Origin of the sequence: Janthinobacterium sp. SUN100 (assembly GCF_030397705.1) — a bacterium.
In the GTDB taxonomy this organism is placed as follows: Bacteria; Pseudomonadota; Gammaproteobacteria; order Burkholderiales; family Burkholderiaceae_D; genus Janthinobacterium; species Janthinobacterium kumbetense.
On sequence record NZ_JAPUBU010000002.1, the window covers coordinates 197,433 to 212,364 of the forward strand.

General features: G+C 63.2%; 18 protein-coding genes. 6 read left to right on the top strand and 12 right to left on the bottom strand.

Going from position 1 to position 14,932, the window contains the following annotated elements:
- The first annotated feature begins 102 nt into the window (after nt 1–102).
- The gene (locus O0881_RS13165) at nt 103–1,575 is read left to right on the top strand and encodes a PLP-dependent aminotransferase family protein (RefSeq protein ID WP_099664577.1); all 1,473 of its coding nucleotides are present in this window, start codon (nt 103–105) and stop codon (nt 1,573–1,575) included.
- Here the strand turns inward: O0881_RS13165 and O0881_RS13170 are convergent.
- The 5 genes from O0881_RS13170 to trxC form a co-directional block, all read right to left on the bottom strand.
- Complete coding sequence (locus tag O0881_RS13170; RefSeq protein WP_289911648.1) at nt 1,544–2,134, bottom strand: DUF1287 domain-containing protein; 591 nt, start codon at nt 2,132–2,134, stop codon at nt 1,544–1,546. The genes O0881_RS13165 and O0881_RS13170 overlap by 32 nt on opposite strands.
- Before the next feature lie 62 nt (nt 2,135–2,196).
- Entirely contained in the window at nt 2,197–2,532 is a 336-nt protein-coding gene (locus O0881_RS13175; RefSeq protein ID WP_289911649.1) for a DUF6616 family protein, read from the bottom strand.
- A gap of 16 nt (nt 2,533–2,548) precedes the next feature.
- Complete coding sequence (locus O0881_RS13180; protein ID WP_289911650.1) at nt 2,549–3,295, bottom strand: HEAT repeat domain-containing protein; 747 nt, start codon at nt 3,293–3,295, stop codon at nt 2,549–2,551.
- Nucleotides 3,292–3,813 carry a MarR family transcriptional regulator gene (locus tag O0881_RS13185; RefSeq protein WP_289912229.1) on the bottom strand — a complete coding sequence of 174 codons (522 nt, stop codon included), beginning with the start codon at nt 3,811–3,813 and terminating at the stop codon, nt 3,292–3,294. The genes O0881_RS13180 and O0881_RS13185 overlap by 4 nt, the downstream gene beginning before the upstream one ends.
- 70 nt (nt 3,814–3,883) lie before the next feature.
- The gene (trxC, locus tag O0881_RS13190; RefSeq protein ID WP_099664582.1) at nt 3,884–4,336 is read right to left on the bottom strand and encodes a thioredoxin TrxC; all 453 of its coding nucleotides are present in this window, start codon (nt 4,334–4,336) and stop codon (nt 3,884–3,886) included.
- A 159-nt stretch (nt 4,337–4,495) separates the two neighbouring features.
- Here trxC and O0881_RS13195 point away from each other — a divergent pair, with 159 nt between their 5' ends.
- Complete coding sequence (locus O0881_RS13195; RefSeq protein ID WP_289911651.1) at nt 4,496–5,923, top strand: coniferyl aldehyde dehydrogenase; 1,428 nt, start codon at nt 4,496–4,498, stop codon at nt 5,921–5,923.
- Nucleotides 5,924–5,941: 18 nt separating this feature from the next.
- Here O0881_RS13195 and O0881_RS13200 read toward each other — a convergent pair whose 3' ends face one another.
- Entirely contained in the window at nt 5,942–6,547 is a 606-nt protein-coding gene (locus O0881_RS13200; RefSeq protein WP_034785705.1) for a LysE/ArgO family amino acid transporter, read from the bottom strand.
- Between the two features lie 202 nt (nt 6,548–6,749).
- On the opposite strand from O0881_RS13200, the gene O0881_RS13205 reads away from it, so the two are divergent.
- Nucleotides 6,750–7,640 (top strand): LysR family transcriptional regulator ArgP, encoded by an 891-nt coding sequence (locus tag O0881_RS13205; RefSeq protein WP_034785706.1) that lies wholly within the window; start codon nt 6,750–6,752, stop codon nt 7,638–7,640.
- A gap of 105 nt (nt 7,641–7,745) precedes the next feature.
- Nucleotides 7,746–8,756 (top strand): alpha/beta hydrolase, encoded by a 1,011-nt coding sequence (locus O0881_RS13210; protein WP_289911652.1) that lies wholly within the window; start codon nt 7,746–7,748, stop codon nt 8,754–8,756.
- Between the two features lie 106 nt (nt 8,757–8,862).
- On the opposite strand, the gene O0881_RS13215 is transcribed toward O0881_RS13210, so the two are convergent.
- From O0881_RS13215 to O0881_RS13240, 6 genes are all read right to left on the bottom strand, one after another.
- The gene (locus O0881_RS13215; protein WP_099664585.1) at nt 8,863–9,501 is read right to left on the bottom strand and encodes a phasin family protein; all 639 of its coding nucleotides are present in this window, start codon (nt 9,499–9,501) and stop codon (nt 8,863–8,865) included.
- 280 nt (nt 9,502–9,781) lie between these two features.
- The gene (locus tag O0881_RS13220; protein ID WP_289911655.1) at nt 9,782–10,102 is read right to left on the bottom strand and encodes a hypothetical protein; all 321 of its coding nucleotides are present in this window, start codon (nt 10,100–10,102) and stop codon (nt 9,782–9,784) included.
- Nucleotides 10,103–10,129: 27 nt separating this feature from the next.
- Nucleotides 10,130–10,501, bottom strand: coding sequence for a VOC family protein (locus O0881_RS13225; RefSeq protein WP_099664587.1), 372 nt, complete (start codon nt 10,499–10,501; stop codon nt 10,130–10,132).
- A gap of 116 nt (nt 10,502–10,617) precedes the next feature.
- Nucleotides 10,618–11,889 (bottom strand): YncE family protein, encoded by a 1,272-nt coding sequence (locus tag O0881_RS13230; protein ID WP_099664588.1) that lies wholly within the window; start codon nt 11,887–11,889, stop codon nt 10,618–10,620.
- Between the two features lie 54 nt (nt 11,890–11,943).
- A complete protein-coding gene (locus O0881_RS13235; protein ID WP_289905604.1) occupies nt 11,944–12,714 on the bottom strand; it encodes a creatininase family protein in 771 nt (256 codons plus the stop codon).
- A 276-nt stretch (nt 12,715–12,990) separates the two neighbouring features.
- Nucleotides 12,991–13,455 carry an SRPBCC family protein gene (locus O0881_RS13240; RefSeq protein WP_289911657.1) on the bottom strand — a complete coding sequence of 155 codons (465 nt, stop codon included), beginning with the start codon at nt 13,453–13,455 and terminating at the stop codon, nt 12,991–12,993.
- Between the two features lie 368 nt (nt 13,456–13,823).
- On the opposite strand from O0881_RS13240, the gene O0881_RS13245 reads away from it, so the two are divergent.
- Both O0881_RS13245 and O0881_RS13250 read left to right on the top strand, forming a co-directional pair.
- Nucleotides 13,824–14,243, top strand: coding sequence for a hypothetical protein (locus O0881_RS13245; RefSeq protein WP_289911658.1), 420 nt, complete (start codon nt 13,824–13,826; stop codon nt 14,241–14,243).
- Nucleotides 14,206–14,787, top strand: coding sequence for a lysozyme inhibitor LprI family protein (locus O0881_RS13250; protein WP_289911660.1), 582 nt, complete (start codon nt 14,206–14,208; stop codon nt 14,785–14,787). Before O0881_RS13245 ends, O0881_RS13250 begins: the two co-directional genes overlap by 38 nt.
- Nucleotides 14,788–14,932: the final 145 nt, after the last annotated feature.

Genomic DNA, 14,932 nt, shown 5'->3' on the forward strand with positions numbered 1-14,932 from the left:
TGCATTCCTTGAAGGAGTAGGGATGCACCATTGTAGTGGCCCAGGAACAGCGCGCGGCAGGCCAATCCCCCCGAAAAACAGCAGACCACCAGCAGATACTCCATGGAATTACACATCCTGATCGACGGCACGCGCGACCTGGGCGGCCAGCTGTACCGCCAGCTCAGCGAGGCCATCCGCTCGGGCCGGCTGACGGACGGACAGCAATTGCCGCCCTCGCGCCTGCTGGCCAGCCAGCTGGGCCTGTCGCGCAAGACGGTGTCCGACGTGTATGACAAGCTCGGTTATGAAAAGCTGCTGGTCGGCAAAGTGGGCGTGGGCAGCTTCGTGCAGACGCCGCACGCGTCGCCGCAGCGTCGCCACGCCAGCACGCCGCTGGCCAGCGCGCAGCGCATCGCCCGCTGGGAAGCGACGCCCACGCCCCTGCGCCGCGCCAGCCAGGAAGAGCCGGCGCGCTATGCCTTCATCGGCGGGCGCGCCACGCCCGCGCACTTCCCGCAGGATGAATGGCGCGCCTGCATGCTGCACGCGCTGCGCCAGGGTGGCCAGGCGCGCGGCCGCTATGGCCCTGTCGCCGGCTTGCCGGCCTTGCGCGCGGCGATCGCCGGCCATGCCGCTTTCAGCCGCGGCATCCATTGCACCGAGGAACAAGTGCTCGTCACCAGCGGCGCGCAGCAAGCCTTGCACCTGCTGGCGCTGACCTTGCTGGAAGCAGGCGACACGGTTGCCGTGGAAGAACCCGGCTACCCGGTGGCGCGCGCCGTGTTCGCCAGCCAGGGCGCCCGCGTGGTGGGCATCGACGTGGACGAGGATGGCCTCATCGTCGGACAAATCCCGGACGGCACGCGGCTGATCTATGTCACGCCCGCGCATCAATTTCCGCTGGGCATGCCGATGAGCATGGCGCGCCGCCATGCCTTGCTGGAACGGGCGCAGCAGCTGGGCGCCATCATCATCGAGGACGACTACGACAGCGCCTTCCGTTACGAAGGCCGGCCCGAAGATTCCCTGCAAAGCATGGACCGCTACGGCGTCGTCGCGCACGTGGGCAGCTTTTCCAAGATCATGCTGCCAGAATTGCGGCTCGGCTATGTTGTGCTGCCGCAAGCTATCGTGGCCGCCGTGGAAACGGTGAAATACCTGAGCGATTGCCACACGGCCAGCCTGGGCCAGCATGCGCTGGCCAAGTTCATCGGCGACGGCCATTTGCTGCGCCATATCCGCCGCTGCCACGATATCTATGCGGGGCGGCGCGAACGGCTGCAGCACTGGTTCAACGGCCCGCTGTCGCCGTGGTTCCGCCTGGTGCCCGCCAGCGCCGGCTTCCACGTGGCGGCCCTGGCCCAGGCGCCGCTCGACATCGCCGAATTGCTGCGCCGCGCGCGCCTGGCCGACATCAGCCTGTATGCGTTATCGGGCTTTTATCACGGCGAGGCACGCCACGCAGGCCTGTTCCTCGGTTATGGCGCCATCGACAAGCTCGATATCGACACGGCGCTGGCCCAGGTGCTGGCGATCCTGCAAGAAATCGCTCCCCTGCCCCTCAGCGCGGTTGCCAACGATAGTGTCCCGTGATGGGATAGCTGAATAGAATATTTTCCTCGCGCGCGCCTTCGCCGATGTTGTGGATGATGAGCGGCACGCCGCCCCACGACTGCTTGTCGCTGACGATGCCGATGTGCGTGAGGTTGCGCGGCAGGCGCCAGGTGACGATGTCGCCCGCGCGGTAAGCGTTCGCTTCCTTGCTTGGCGGCAAGCTGGTGCCATGGCGGGCAAAGTAGGTGCCCAGGTTCGGCACGCGGCGGTGGTCGATATTGCGGTCCGGCCCCTTCATCTGCCAGCGCCCCTGCTGCTGGTACACCTGCCACGCCTTGCGCATGTCTTCGTGCACCAGCACCTGCAAATCCTGCCCCAGCTGGCGGTAGGCGCGCACCACTACGTCCGTGCACACGCCCCGTTCCATCGGCACGTCGCCGCCCGGATAGGCGAGCCGTTCGTAGCGCGGGTCGTACTGCAGGGTCACGCCCACCTGCTTGCGGGCGGCGGCGACGAGGGCTTGCGGGGTGGCAGGAATGGCCGACGCCAGCATGGGCGCCAGGGCAAGCATCAGGATGGAGAGCAGTTTGATTGGCATCAACGTCAATGGTCGGATGGAAATGCCAACTTTACCGCAGCAGCAAGGAAAACGGCGGACGGCTAGACGCCCGCCAGTTGCGCCAGATGGGCAGGAAAATCCACGGCCGGTCCTGCCGCATTGACGGTGTCGAAGTAATCGTGCCAGCCCGTGGCGGCGATGCCGGCCAGCAAGGCGTCCAGTGCCGCCTCGTCCGGGAAGCGCCAGACGGCATAAAATTGCTGGGCCGCCCCATGCAGCTTGCCGCCATCGATGGCGCCCATGGCCAGCGCTTCCGCGCCCGTGCCGGACAAGGCCACCATGCCGGCGCCCACCGTGCCGAAATACGCCTGGCGCGCGGCGGCGTCGAGGGCCAGCCAGGCGGGTTTCGGGCTGTACAGTTCTAACAGGTAATGCATGTTTTCCTCCAAAAAGTTAAGCAAGCGAGCGTTGGGCGCGCTTGCAGATGCGTTGGGTGGCGGCATTGGCACTTTCCTGCAACCATTGCGCACACAGGCTGCGCACCCAATCCGGCTGGCTCTTGGCCGCATCGTTGAGCCAGTTGGCCACGGAATCCTGCACGTAGAAGGCCGGATCGGCGCGCAAGGCGTGCAACACGGGCAAGGCCAGCTGCGGCTGTTCTTTCAACCGGGCAATATGCGCGCACCACACGCCGCGCGGGCGCAGCGCTTCGCAAGCGAAACGGCGTACTCTTTCCGACGGGTCAGCTGTCCACGGCGCCAGCAAGGCAATGGCCTCGTCAAGGCTCTCCGCCAGATGGGGCCGCAGCGCCAGCCAGGCCCATTCGCGCACGCCGAAGTGCCCATCGTCGGCCAGCGGCCGCATGGCCGCCAGCCGTTGCGGCAAGGTCAAGCCGGTTTGGGCGGCGATGGCAAAGCAGACCCAGCCCCGTACCGTGTCGGAAGCATGGGCTTGCAGCAGCGCCAGGTCGGCGTTGGCTTCCAGCAGCAATTGCGCCGCCAGCGCCATGCGCCGGGTGATGCCGGCTGCTGCCTGCGCGCGCAGTTGATCCAGCCGAGCGGCGCCGATAGCGGGCACGGCCGCAGCCAGCAACTGGGCGAAATCGATGGCCAGCCCTTCCGTCAGGGTGGCGCTGGCCACGCTTCCGCCGTTCAGCAGGGCCAGGCGCGCGGGAGCGATGTCGGCGACGCCGCGGCTCATGGCGCACCCTGCATTTCACCTCTATCCGTCTTGCGCCAGGCTTTTTCCAGCAGCGCACTCAGCAACTGCATTTCTTCCGGCGTGAAATCGGCAAACAGGCTGGCGATCCATTGCGCGTGTTCATCGACCAGGGTGGCGGCGGCCAGGTCTCCCTTGGCGCTCAGGCGCACCAGCAGCTTGCGCCGGTCGACCTGGTCCGCGTGGCGCGCCAGGAAACCATCGCGTTCCAGGCCGTCGAGCAAGCCCGTGATGGTGCCGCGCGTCACGCCGGCCTGCTCGGCCAGTTCGTGCGGCGACAGCCCTCCGGGCACGTCGCGCAGCAGGGACAACAGCACAAATTTTCCTTCCGACAAGTCATGCCGGCCCAGGCGCGCGGCACAATCGCCATCGATGGCGGAGGCCAGGCCCAGCACTTCAAAGCACAGGCGCAAGCGCGCCGTGGACTGCGCCATGTCGAGACCGCTGGCGCGGCGCTGCACGTCGCCCAGCAGGGCCGTGTATTTCTGTTCGAGCTTTATCATATGGCGCAATATAATATGGCGCCATATTAAATGTCAAATGGAAAACTGTGATGGTTTTCCTGTGCGTTTAGAAACGCGCCTTGTCCCTCGCCCAGGCGATGATGGCTTGCGCATCGATGGCGCCCGGCTGGCGCGCCACTTCCACGCCTCTGCGGAACAGGGCCAGGGTGGGAATGCTGCGGATATTGAAACGGCTGCCCAGGTCCGGCGACGCTTCCGTATTCACCTTGACGACGCGAAATGCGGGTTCCAGGGTCTTGGCGGCTTGCACATAGAATGGCGCCATGCTGCGGCACGGACCGCACCACGGCGCCCAGAAGTCGACCAGCACGGGAATGTCGCTGCGTTCGATATGCTTGAGGAAGCGGGCGCTGGCCAGGTCCACGGGCTGGCCCGTAAATAAATCCTTCTGGCACTTGCCGCACGTGGGCTGTTCGATCAGGCGCGCTGCCGGCAAGCGGTTGACGGCGTCGCAATGGGGGCACACGATGTGCAGGGAGTCTGGCGTGGTCGAGGTCATGGCATTCCTGGAAAGAGTAGCGTACAGTTGCCGGACATTTTACGGCGTATCGTGCAGCGCCGTCGGCACGCTGGCGGCACTTATCCGCAGAGTCCACTATAGTGTGCTGAAACGTGTGATGAAACGGCGCGCACATTGCCGGGCCGGCCAAGGAAAACAATGCCTGATGTCGCAGAAAACATGCTATTGAGCACCGAACTCGCTGCCGCCCTGCGCTTGCAGCGCGCCGCCTGCCTGGCCCACCCCGTGCCGACCCTGGCCGAGCGCAAACGCGATTTGCACACCTTGCAGCGCTTCATCCGCGACCACAAGGACGCGTTGTGCGCGGCGATCAGCGCCGACTACGGCAACCGTTCCCGGCACGAAACCTTGCTGGCAGAAATCTTTCCCGCCATTGACGGCATCAACCACGTCCTTAAACATTTGAAAAAATGGATGCGGCCGCAGCGCCGCGGCGTGGACTGGCGCAATTTCCCTGGCGCCCGCAACCGCGTGATGCCGCAGCCGCTGGGCGTGGTGGGCGTCATCGTGCCGTGGAATTTTCCCGTGAACCTGAGCCTGGTGCCCTTGACCTATATCTTCGCCGCCGGCAACCGCGCCATGGTCAAGATGAGCGAAAACTCGCGCCACCTGGCGCGGCTGCTGATCGACACCATGCCCGCCTACTTTCCACCGGAAAAGCTGCAGTTCTTTGACGAAACGGGCGGCGTGGGCATGGAATTTTCGCAACTGCCGTTCGACCACCTGCTATTTACGGGTTCCGGCCAGACGGGCCGCGCCGTCATGGCGGCCGCCGCGCGCAATCTGTGCCCCGTCACCTTGGAGCTGGGCGGCAAGGCGCCGGCCATCGTCTGCGCCGATTTCGACGTGCGCACGGCAGCCGAGCGCATCCTGTTCGTCAAGTTCCTGAACGCGGGGCAAATCTGCACGTGCGTCGACCACGCCTGGCTGCCCGAGGCCAGCATTCCTGCCTTCGTCGAACACGCACGCGCCATCGTGCCCACGCGCTACCCGCGGCTGGACACGCCCGACTACACTTCCATCATCGACGAGCCCGCCTTTGAACGCCTGCTGCAGGCGCTCGACGAAGCACGCGCACTGGGCGCGCAAGTGATTTCGCTGTTGCCGGGGCCCGCCTACGACCGCGCCACGCGCAAGATCGCGCCGCACATCGTGCTCGGCGCGCCCGAGGACAGCCTGTTGCTGACGCGGGAAATCTTCGGCCCCATCCTGCCGCTGCGCGGCTATGCCAGGCTTGAGAACGTGATCGACAGCATCAATGCGGGACCACGGCCGCTGGCCATCTATCCGTTCAGCAACAAAACAGACACGGTGCAGCTGCTGATCGACCGCGTGATGTCGGGCGGCGTGTCCGTCAACGACGCCCTGTATCACGTGGGCCAGCACGACCTGCCCTTCGGCGGCGTGGGCGAGTCCGGCATGGGCCACTACCACGGCGTCGAAGGCTTTCACACCTTCAGCAAGCTGCGGCCCGTGTTTTACCAGGCCCGCTACAGTGCGTTGAAACTGCTGTGGCCGCCGTATGGCAAGCTGGCCAGCCGCGTGCTGGCCTTCCTGACGCGTTGATGCCTTATAGCTGATGCCTTACAGGAACAGCGAGGCGGCGATGGCCCACATGACGAGGGCGATGATGCCGTCAAGCACGCGCCAAGCCATGGGCTTGGCAAACACGGGCGCCAGGTAGCGGGCGCCAAAGCCCAGCAGGAAGAACCACAGGGCCGAAGCCATGATGGCGCCGCCGGCGAAGTAGAAGCGTCCCACGCCTTCATGCTGGCCGCCGATCGAGCCGAGCAGGATGACCGTGTCGAGGAAGGCGTGCGGGTTCAGCAGGCTGAACGCTAGCGCCGCGCCGATCACGGCCCAGTAGCCTTCCGGCGACTTGGCGGCCGACACCGTCAGAGCCGTTGGGCGCCAGGCGGACTTTGCGGCACGCAAGCCATACGCGATCAGGAAGGTGGCGCCGCCGGCCTTGGCCCACAGCAAGAAATTGGGGTTGTCTGCAATGAAGGTGCCCATGCCGGCCACGCCGGCCGTGATCAAGATCGCATCGCACACCAGGCAGACCAGGATGCAGGTGAGCACGTAGTGACGCTTCAAGCCCTGTTTCAGCAAGAAGGCGTTTTGCGTGCCGATGGCAACGATCAGGCTCGCTCCGAGCCCCATGCCTTTCAAGAAGATTGCGCTGTCCATATCGATTCCTTTATTGCTTTCCATCACGCGCACGGCCGCCCACGCTCTGCCGGCAACGGCAAAGTCATCAAAGGTAGGTGGAGGGTGTAGCGGTACCAGCAGGACCGCGCGGGAGAGTGGAGTTGTTACCCTATTTCAACAGTGTAAAGAAAAAGTAAATATAAGTATAATGAATGATTCTAACCATATATAAGAGAAACTTATGCGCGTCGTCGATTACCGTGGATTGGCCGCCCTCGACGCCGTGATCGGCCTGGGCAGCTTTGAAAAGGCCGCGCAGGCGCTGGCGATCAGCCAGCCGGCCGTGTCGCAGCGCATCCGCACCCTGGAAAACCTGGAAGGCACTTTATTGATCATCCGCAGCCACCCGCCCCTGCCCACGGAAGCGGGCCAGCGCCTGATCGCCCATTACCGGCAAGTCAAGCTGCTCGAAGCGGCGCTCGACGCCCAGCCCGGCCCCACCACGCATTTGCCGGAACTGGCCATCGCCGTCAACGCCGACAGCGCCGCCACCTGGATCCCGGAAGCGCTGGGGCCGCTGCTGTCGCCGCCGTCCTGCCTGCTCGATATCCGCCTCGACGACCAGGACCACACCCTGAGCCAGTTGCGCGAAGGGCGCGTGTTTGCCTGCGTCACCAGCGCCAACGACCTGGTGGCGGGCACCACGGCCACGCCGCTGGGCGGCATGCGCTACCTGTGCGTGGCCTCGCCCGCGTTCGCGCAGCAATGGTTTCCCCATGGATTTACGGTGGAAGCCGTCAGCCAGGCGCCCGCCATCACGTTCGGCAGCAAGGATGCGCTGCACGAGCGCTACCTGCAACACCGCCTCGGCTACACGGGCCGCTATCCGCACCACGTGCTCGGTTCGGCGCGCGACTTCGTGCGCTTCATCGAAGCGGGCTATGCTTACGGCATGGTGCCCCTGCTGCAGGCGGAAACGGCGCTGGCCGCCGGCAGGCTGGTCGACGTGGCGGCCGGGCAGGCGCTCGACGTGCCCCTGACCTGGCATGCCTGGGATATCCAGACCCCGCTCACGCGCACCCTGTCGGACGCCGTCATCGCCACGGCGCGCAAATGGCTGTTGCAGGATTGATTGACGCATGCCACATTTATCTATGCTATACAGCAACTTCCCCGTGTGCGCCCTGCCCTGCCTGGCCTACACTGCAAGCATCAACCCTCACCATCAGGAGCTGGCATGACGATCCTGCGCACCACCCTGCTCGGTTTGCTGGCGGCCATCCCGCTGGCTACCGGCCTGGCCGCCTGCTCGCCCTTGATGGCCATCAATGCCTTTTCGTCCGGCAGCGCCTCGCACGTGACGCGCGGCCTCGCTTACGGCCCCCTGCCACGGCAAAAGCTCGACGTGTACGCCCCCAAGACCCGCACGGGGCCCGTGCCCGTGGTGGTGTTCTTTTATGGAGGCAACTGGACGACGGGCGAGCGCGCCGACTATGCCTTCGTGGGCCATGCGCTGGCGGCGCGCGGCTATCTGGCCGTGATCGCCGACTACCGGCTGTATCCGGACGTGCACTATCCCGAAATCCTGCAGGATGCGGCCCGCGCCGTGGCCTGGGCCGCGATGGAATCGAGCCGCCACGGCGGCGACCCGACGCGCCTGTTCGTCATGGGCCATAGCGCCGGCGCCTACAATGCGGCGATGGTGGCGCTCGACGCCAGCCTGCTGGCGCGCCATGGCATGCACCCGCACGACTTGCGGGGCTGGATAGGCCTGGCCGGCCCCTATGATTTCTTGCCGATCGAAAACACCACCACCCGGCCCGTTTTCTTTTACCCGGACACACCCGCCGCGTCGCAGCCCATCCACCACGTGACGGCCGCAGCCCCGCCCGCCCTTCTGATCGCCCCCCTGCCCGGACAGGATAAACTGGTCGATCCGCGACGCAACACGGGCGGTCTGGCCAAGGCCTTGCGGACGCTTGCCAGGCCCGTGACGGAAACGTATTTCGACCACGTGGGCCACGCCACCCTGGTCGCCACGCTGGCAGCGCCCTTGCGCAGGCTGGCGCCCACCCTGGACGCCGTCAGCGCCTTCATCGACGCCAACAGCGGGAGCGGTGACGCGGTCTTGTCCGCCGTCTCGCCGAAGACAGCCGTGCCGGCAAGCATCACCGTGCCCACCCGCTCACCTGGCGCGGCCACACCGGCCTCTGAACTGCACGCATACGACAAAACGCCCGCCCCGTGAAGGGCGGGCGCTCTGTCCAAACCAGGAGGCACGATGCTGCGTGCCGGCTGGCCGCAGCTCAAGGCTCGGCCCTCGCGAAGCGGCTCAGCCGCAAGCAGCCTCGTGCTTACTCTTTACGGCTGGCGCTGCTGCTCTTGCTTTGTGCGGAACCCGCTTGCGATACGCTGCCGCTGGCCGAGCCTTCGCTGCCGGCCGACTGCTGGCTGCCCTGGTGGCTGCCGCTTTGCAGGCTTTGGCCGTCACGGCTTTGCGCGCCCCGTTGCTGGTCGCGGCTGGCGCCGTTTTGCTGATAGGCCTGGAACGGTTCAGCGATGCGCTGCATGGCTTCCTGCTGCTTGCGCACGTTTTTCTCCGTTTCTTCCGACGCCGTGCGGGCCACTTCTTCGGCCAGCGCCTTGGCAGTACGGCTCGTTTCATTCACATGACGCTCTGCCACGTTGGCCAGTTCGACCTGCGTATCGGCTGCCAGGCGCGACACCTGTTGCTGGTACTTGCGCAGTTGCTCGGCGGCTGGCTGGCCCGCCGCGGCAGCCACCTGGAACACATCTTCAGCGCGCTCGACCGTCAGCAAGTTCTGGCTGGTGACTGCGGTTTCTTCCAGCAAGCCTTGCGCCAGTTGCATGTTCAGGTCGCTGAAGTGCTGCACCGACTGGAACAGCGACTTCGACAGTCCATTGAAAAAAGCCAGTTGCGCTTCCAAGTGGTTTTTGGCGGCGGGGGTAACACTACGGGAATATGGATACATGGAGTTCCTCATTAGATAGCGGTTGGGTGGACATAAACAGATGGCGACACCACCGGCTGTCGAACGGTGAAGCAGACGGCCGGGCTACGCCACGAAACGCGAAAAAACATATCCGATTGGTGGGACGATGCTTTGCAACGCGAGTCCCAAGGCTACGTGAGCACCGCAGTTGAGGGATGATCTGGATCAAAGGTGCGCTAGGCTGCGCAGAAAGTTTTGGCTGGACGGCTTGCTCTTGGCAAACGTCAGTGACGTGATGGGAAATCTGTGCCAGGCAGGTTCAGCCCGGCACGACGGGCTTGTAGCCACGGCTGCGCAGCGACGCTTCCAGCCAGCGGTTGCCATACCAGCCGCGCGCCAGCAGGTAACTGAGCTCCGCGGCGGCCATCAGCAGCATCATCGGGCCGATGCGCAGTTCCGTGGCCAAGTGGCTGCCAAACCACAGGCAGGCATCCATGGCCAGCATGAGCAGCAACAGCCACCAGCGGCGCTTGGCGACGGCCCAGAGCGAGCCCAGCAAAAGGGCCGGCCAGGAAAAGCCCGCTTTTACGTAGGCATAGCGGCCGGCATCGTCGGCAAACAGGGTGGCGCTGTGCTTCATGCTGCTCTCTTCAGGTAATAACCGGCGTCAAGGCTCGGGATGGTGGCAGACGGCTTCGACATTGTGACCGTCCGGGCCCAGCACGAAAGCGCCGTAGTAATTCGGGTGATAGATTTCGCGGATACCGGGGGCGCCGTTATCCTTGCCGCCCGCTGCCAGCGCGGCCTGGTAAAACGCATCCACCTGGGCACGGTTATCCGCCGCGAAGGCGAGATGCATGCCGGCATGCGGCGCGCCACCCACGCCGAACCAGAAATCGGGCTTGCCATCCTTGCCCAGGCCGACCCAGCCCTGCACTTCCATCACCACCGATACGCCCAGGGGCGCCAGGGCGGCCGAAAAGAAGGCCTTGCTGGCCTGTGCATCGCTGACATTCAAACCGATGTGATCAAGAATCATGCTGGTGCTCCCTGAAGGTAGTGGAATGGGGAATACAGTATGCGCCAACATTGCTTTTTAGGCAAGCATAACTGCAGACCCGGCACTGCGGTTCCAGGGAGCGCCACGCGCCTCGCCTAGCGCAGGTTGCCCGTATGGCCCAGCGAATAGCGGCCCGGCTGCGGCCACACGGTCAGGCCGTGCGGCTCCTGGCCGACTTTCACTTTGGAAACGTCGCCACTGTTCGTATCGATGCGGTACACCACGTCGTCGAAACGGCCGGACAGCCACAGATATTTACCATCGGCACTCACATTGCCCATGTCGGGGCTGCCGCCGCCGGGGATCGGCCAGTTCGACACGACTTTTTCCGTGGCGAAGTCGATCACGCTGACGCTGCCCTTGCCCTTCGGCTTGCCGTGGATGCGGTGCGTGCCGCGGTTGGCCACGTACAACTTTTTACCATCACGGCTGGGGTACAGGCCGTGCGCGCCCACGCCCGTCTGGATGAAGCCGATTTCCTTCAGGGTGGCGCCATCGACGATGTGCACGCCGTCGGCGTCCATGTCGGCGATAAAGAATTTCTTGCCGTCCGGCGAGATGCGTATATCTTGCGGCATGCCCTTCTTGACGCTGCAGATTTCATTCGCCGGGCCGCCCACGGGGCCGGACTCGGCAAAGCGCTTGGCCGGCATCTGCAATTTCAGGTAGCCGTCGACCTTGCGGCCCACCAGGTCGATCTTGGCGATGGTGCCGTCGAATTCGCAGGTGAACATGGCGTAGCGGCCGTCATTGGAAAAATCGGCATGGTTGATGCCGCCGCACTGGGGCGTGTCGATCGAATACTGCACGGCCATGGTCTTCGGATCGCGGAAATCGAGGCGGTGGCGCGCTTCGGCCACGACGATGGCCGACTTGCCGTCCGGCGTGTAATACATATTGTAGGGATCATCGACGGGCACTTCCTTGCCCGGCTTGCCCGTCAGGGGGTCGATCGGCGTCAAACTGCCCTTGTCTGTGCGCTCGGCATTATTCGCCACCCACAGGGTGCGCAAGTCCCACGACGGCACGACGTGCTGCGGACCGCTGCCGACCTTGAACTTGTCCACCACCTTCAGGCTGTCCTGGTCGATCACATACACGTCGTTCGAGCGCAGGTTGGGCACGTAGACGCGGCGCAAGTGATCCTTGACGACGGGGCTCATATTGCTGCTGGCGATGCTGCCGTACACGTTTTTCGGGTCCACCAGCGGCGGCATGCCCGGCAGCGGCGAATAGGCGGCGGCCGGCGCTGCGGCGGCCGGGGCCGGCGTACTGGCGCCGATGACCTGGCTGGCCACGCCCAGGCCGGCCAGTGCGGCAGCCAGGGCGGACAAGGTGACGATGGTGCGTCGTTGAGATTTTTTCATGTGATTTCGCGTCGTTTCGTTGCAAAAGCCGGAAGTTAAACACTTCCAGCGGAATTATTTAGGACGTTGCAGCAGTTGCCTGATGGCGGCCACCGAGGTGTCCACCTGCAGCTTGATGCCGATCTGCCCCAGTTCAGCCGTGGCACGGGTCGCGTCGCCGCGCACGCCGTCCGCCACGCCAGGCTTGGGTCCGTGGGCCATGGCCTCGCTGCGCACGAGCGACGGGTCCGTCGCCAGCATCAGCGCCGCGTCCGCCAAACCGGCATGCAGGCCGATCTCGGCGCTGCTGTGGCCGCGCTTCTGCAGTTCGGCAATATAGGCCGATTGCGTGATGTCATAGTAGTCGAGCAAGGCATAAGCGCGCGCTTCCTTGCCGGTGGAAGCCTTGCCCCAGGCGCGGTTGAGCTTATTCGCCACGTTCTGCTCGTTCTTTTGATAGCCGCCATGGTCGCCGAGAAAAATGATGTCGCGGAAACCATGCTGGCGCAGGCTGGCGGCCGCCCCTTCCAGCACGGCTTCGAAGGCGGCTGGCGGTATCGAGATCGTGCCGGCAAAGCGCATGTGGCCGGCCGGCGGCGAAATACTGCCTTCCGGCACGTAGGAAACGACGGGCGCGACGATGGTATTGCCCAGCTTTTGCGCAATCTGCCGCGCCAGCAGCCCGGCGCGCACATTGTGCTTGCCCAGCGCAATATACGGCCCGCTCTGCTCGACGCCGCCAATCGGCACCAGCACGGTGGTCGCGCCATGGTCGATACGGCTGCGCAACTCCGTGCTGGTCAGTTCTTCCAGCATGACGCTGCCGCTGGCTGGCGTAGCCGCCATGACGGGCGCCGTGAGCAGCAGGCATGAAAACGTCAGGACGAACAGGGAAACGAGGGGCTTGCGTGAAAGGCGGAGCGTGGATGGCGCGCAAGGCGCCGTTCGCTGGGGGAACTGCAGAGTCATAAGCCAACATCTTTCCGAGGTCAAAGCGTGGTGCCGTGCCCGGCCTTGCCAGGCAAGCTGGCTGCCACGCAAGAATTGTATTCCATCATGACGGGAACGGCACGTTAATTTGCTGCAGTGCTTTGCAAGGAATTGACGAGGGGAAACTATCTATCAGGCTGTAGTCGCGTCAGCCCTGCCCGCCTCGCCATCATGGAGCGTTTCGTTGCGCTTCTCGGCATAGGCCTTCAGCGAAAGCATCGTCTTGGGAAGCCCGTCCCTGACTTGCCTGGCAACGCCTGGCCCGAACAGAAAGGCAAGCGCTCCAGTAAACCACACGCGGTGAACGACTTCCGATCCGCCATTGACGGCGGCAACCGTGTGTTCGAAGTGGATGCGGAACAGGGGGATGTGGCCCTCGACGGTGAACGAGCGGCCGGCAGTGCGCTCCGTGACCAGCAGCGGAATGCCCATCCCCTTGCTGGGAACGATCCTGCCATGCGTCCCCACCGCGAACGGCCCATTGAGCCGGGCTTGCTTTGTATCCGGATCCCACAGGTGCCATCGGTCGACCTCGCTCCAAATCTGGTCGACGACCTTGGGCGGGACTGCAATGTGGATGCTTTCTTTGATTTGCATCAATTGGGAATCTCCCTATCATTGTGGTGAAAGTAACTGGGTCTGCTATCCGGCGCCGCGCAGTGTCTGGATATTGGCCCGCGGATAGCATTCATCACGCAATATCGCCATGCCATTGCGCCAATTCAAAGATACTCCGCCAGCAGAAACAAATGCCGCAGCTTTTTCTTTGCCTCGACAAAAAATATATCTGCTGGAATTGCAGGATACACTGTTTTTTTATCATGCCAATAGAATTAGATTCTGGTTATACTGGTCGCAGATAAAGCCGGGCCATGATGACAGCCTTGTTTGGCGCCAGGATCAAGGGATGCACCGGATTCGACCGCGCTGCTCGCCATAACCACGAGCATATGAAATTTTGAGAAATGATGAACACAGCACATTGGCGGGTTCAGGAACTACAGCATCACTCAGCGGATGTCGCCTGGCTGAATGCCGAGGATGCCCGCCGCGCCTATGAAATAGCAGGCCTTCACGACTCGAAGACGCATCTCGGCCTGAACGCTAACACCGTCGACGCGATCGAGCGGTTCGCATCCGGAGAGGATGCGGCCATCGCAAGCAAATGGTTACGTGCCCGTGTGCCGGGAAACCAGCAAGTAGTGGTGGTATTTGGAGAAGACGAATGTTTCTTGTGCAGCAGTGTGTTCCTGGTCGAGAATTGGTCGGATATTTTTGTCCCTTCACGTGACGACGCGATGGTTTATTCGAACGACACGCCGCTTATCCTTTTTTACTGCCACGAGAATGAATTCGAAGTGGGACAGCGCATTATCTTTGATTAACAACCGGGTCAGGCCAGGAGCGGACCTCAATACGATCAATTATCAGAAGGAGCGAGTGCTCGTGGGAATTGCTGTTTTAAGCCGGTTGTCCATGTTGGGCCTTATTTTTTTGTGCCTTTCGCTGTCGTCCTTGACCAATGCCTCCGAACAACAAAGCGATATGGCATCGATAAAGCAGGAGCATTGCGAAGAAAGTAATAATCTTGAAAATACTTTCTGCATGAGTCGAGAGCTTAAAGAATCCGACACGCGTTTGAACGTCATCTACAAGACATTGATGTACGCGCTTGCCAAGCCACAAGGGCTGCAAAGCGCGCAACGTGCATGGCTTGTTTTCCGCGACGCGGAGTGCAAGTTCCAGAACAAGGCAATGCATGGCGGAAGTGCTTACCATTTTTCGATGGACTTATGTTTGATGCAACTGACTGAGCAGCGCATATCGGCATTAGAAACCGTTAGGCCCTGTAATGGATGCGTAGAATTCAAGGATGCGTTTTATAAAACGGGATTCAACTTGCCAGAGCGCAAACGCACTCCTGCTTAGGGCAAGTTATGACACGGGGCCAAACTTGATGGCTTACTCCCGTCTTAACGCGCTTCGATTGCGATGTCCGCTTTGGACTGCGGACTCACGCGCGTACAAGGCAAGCAGGCTCTCTGGACAGCGCGAAAGGGGGCGATGCCTCCCC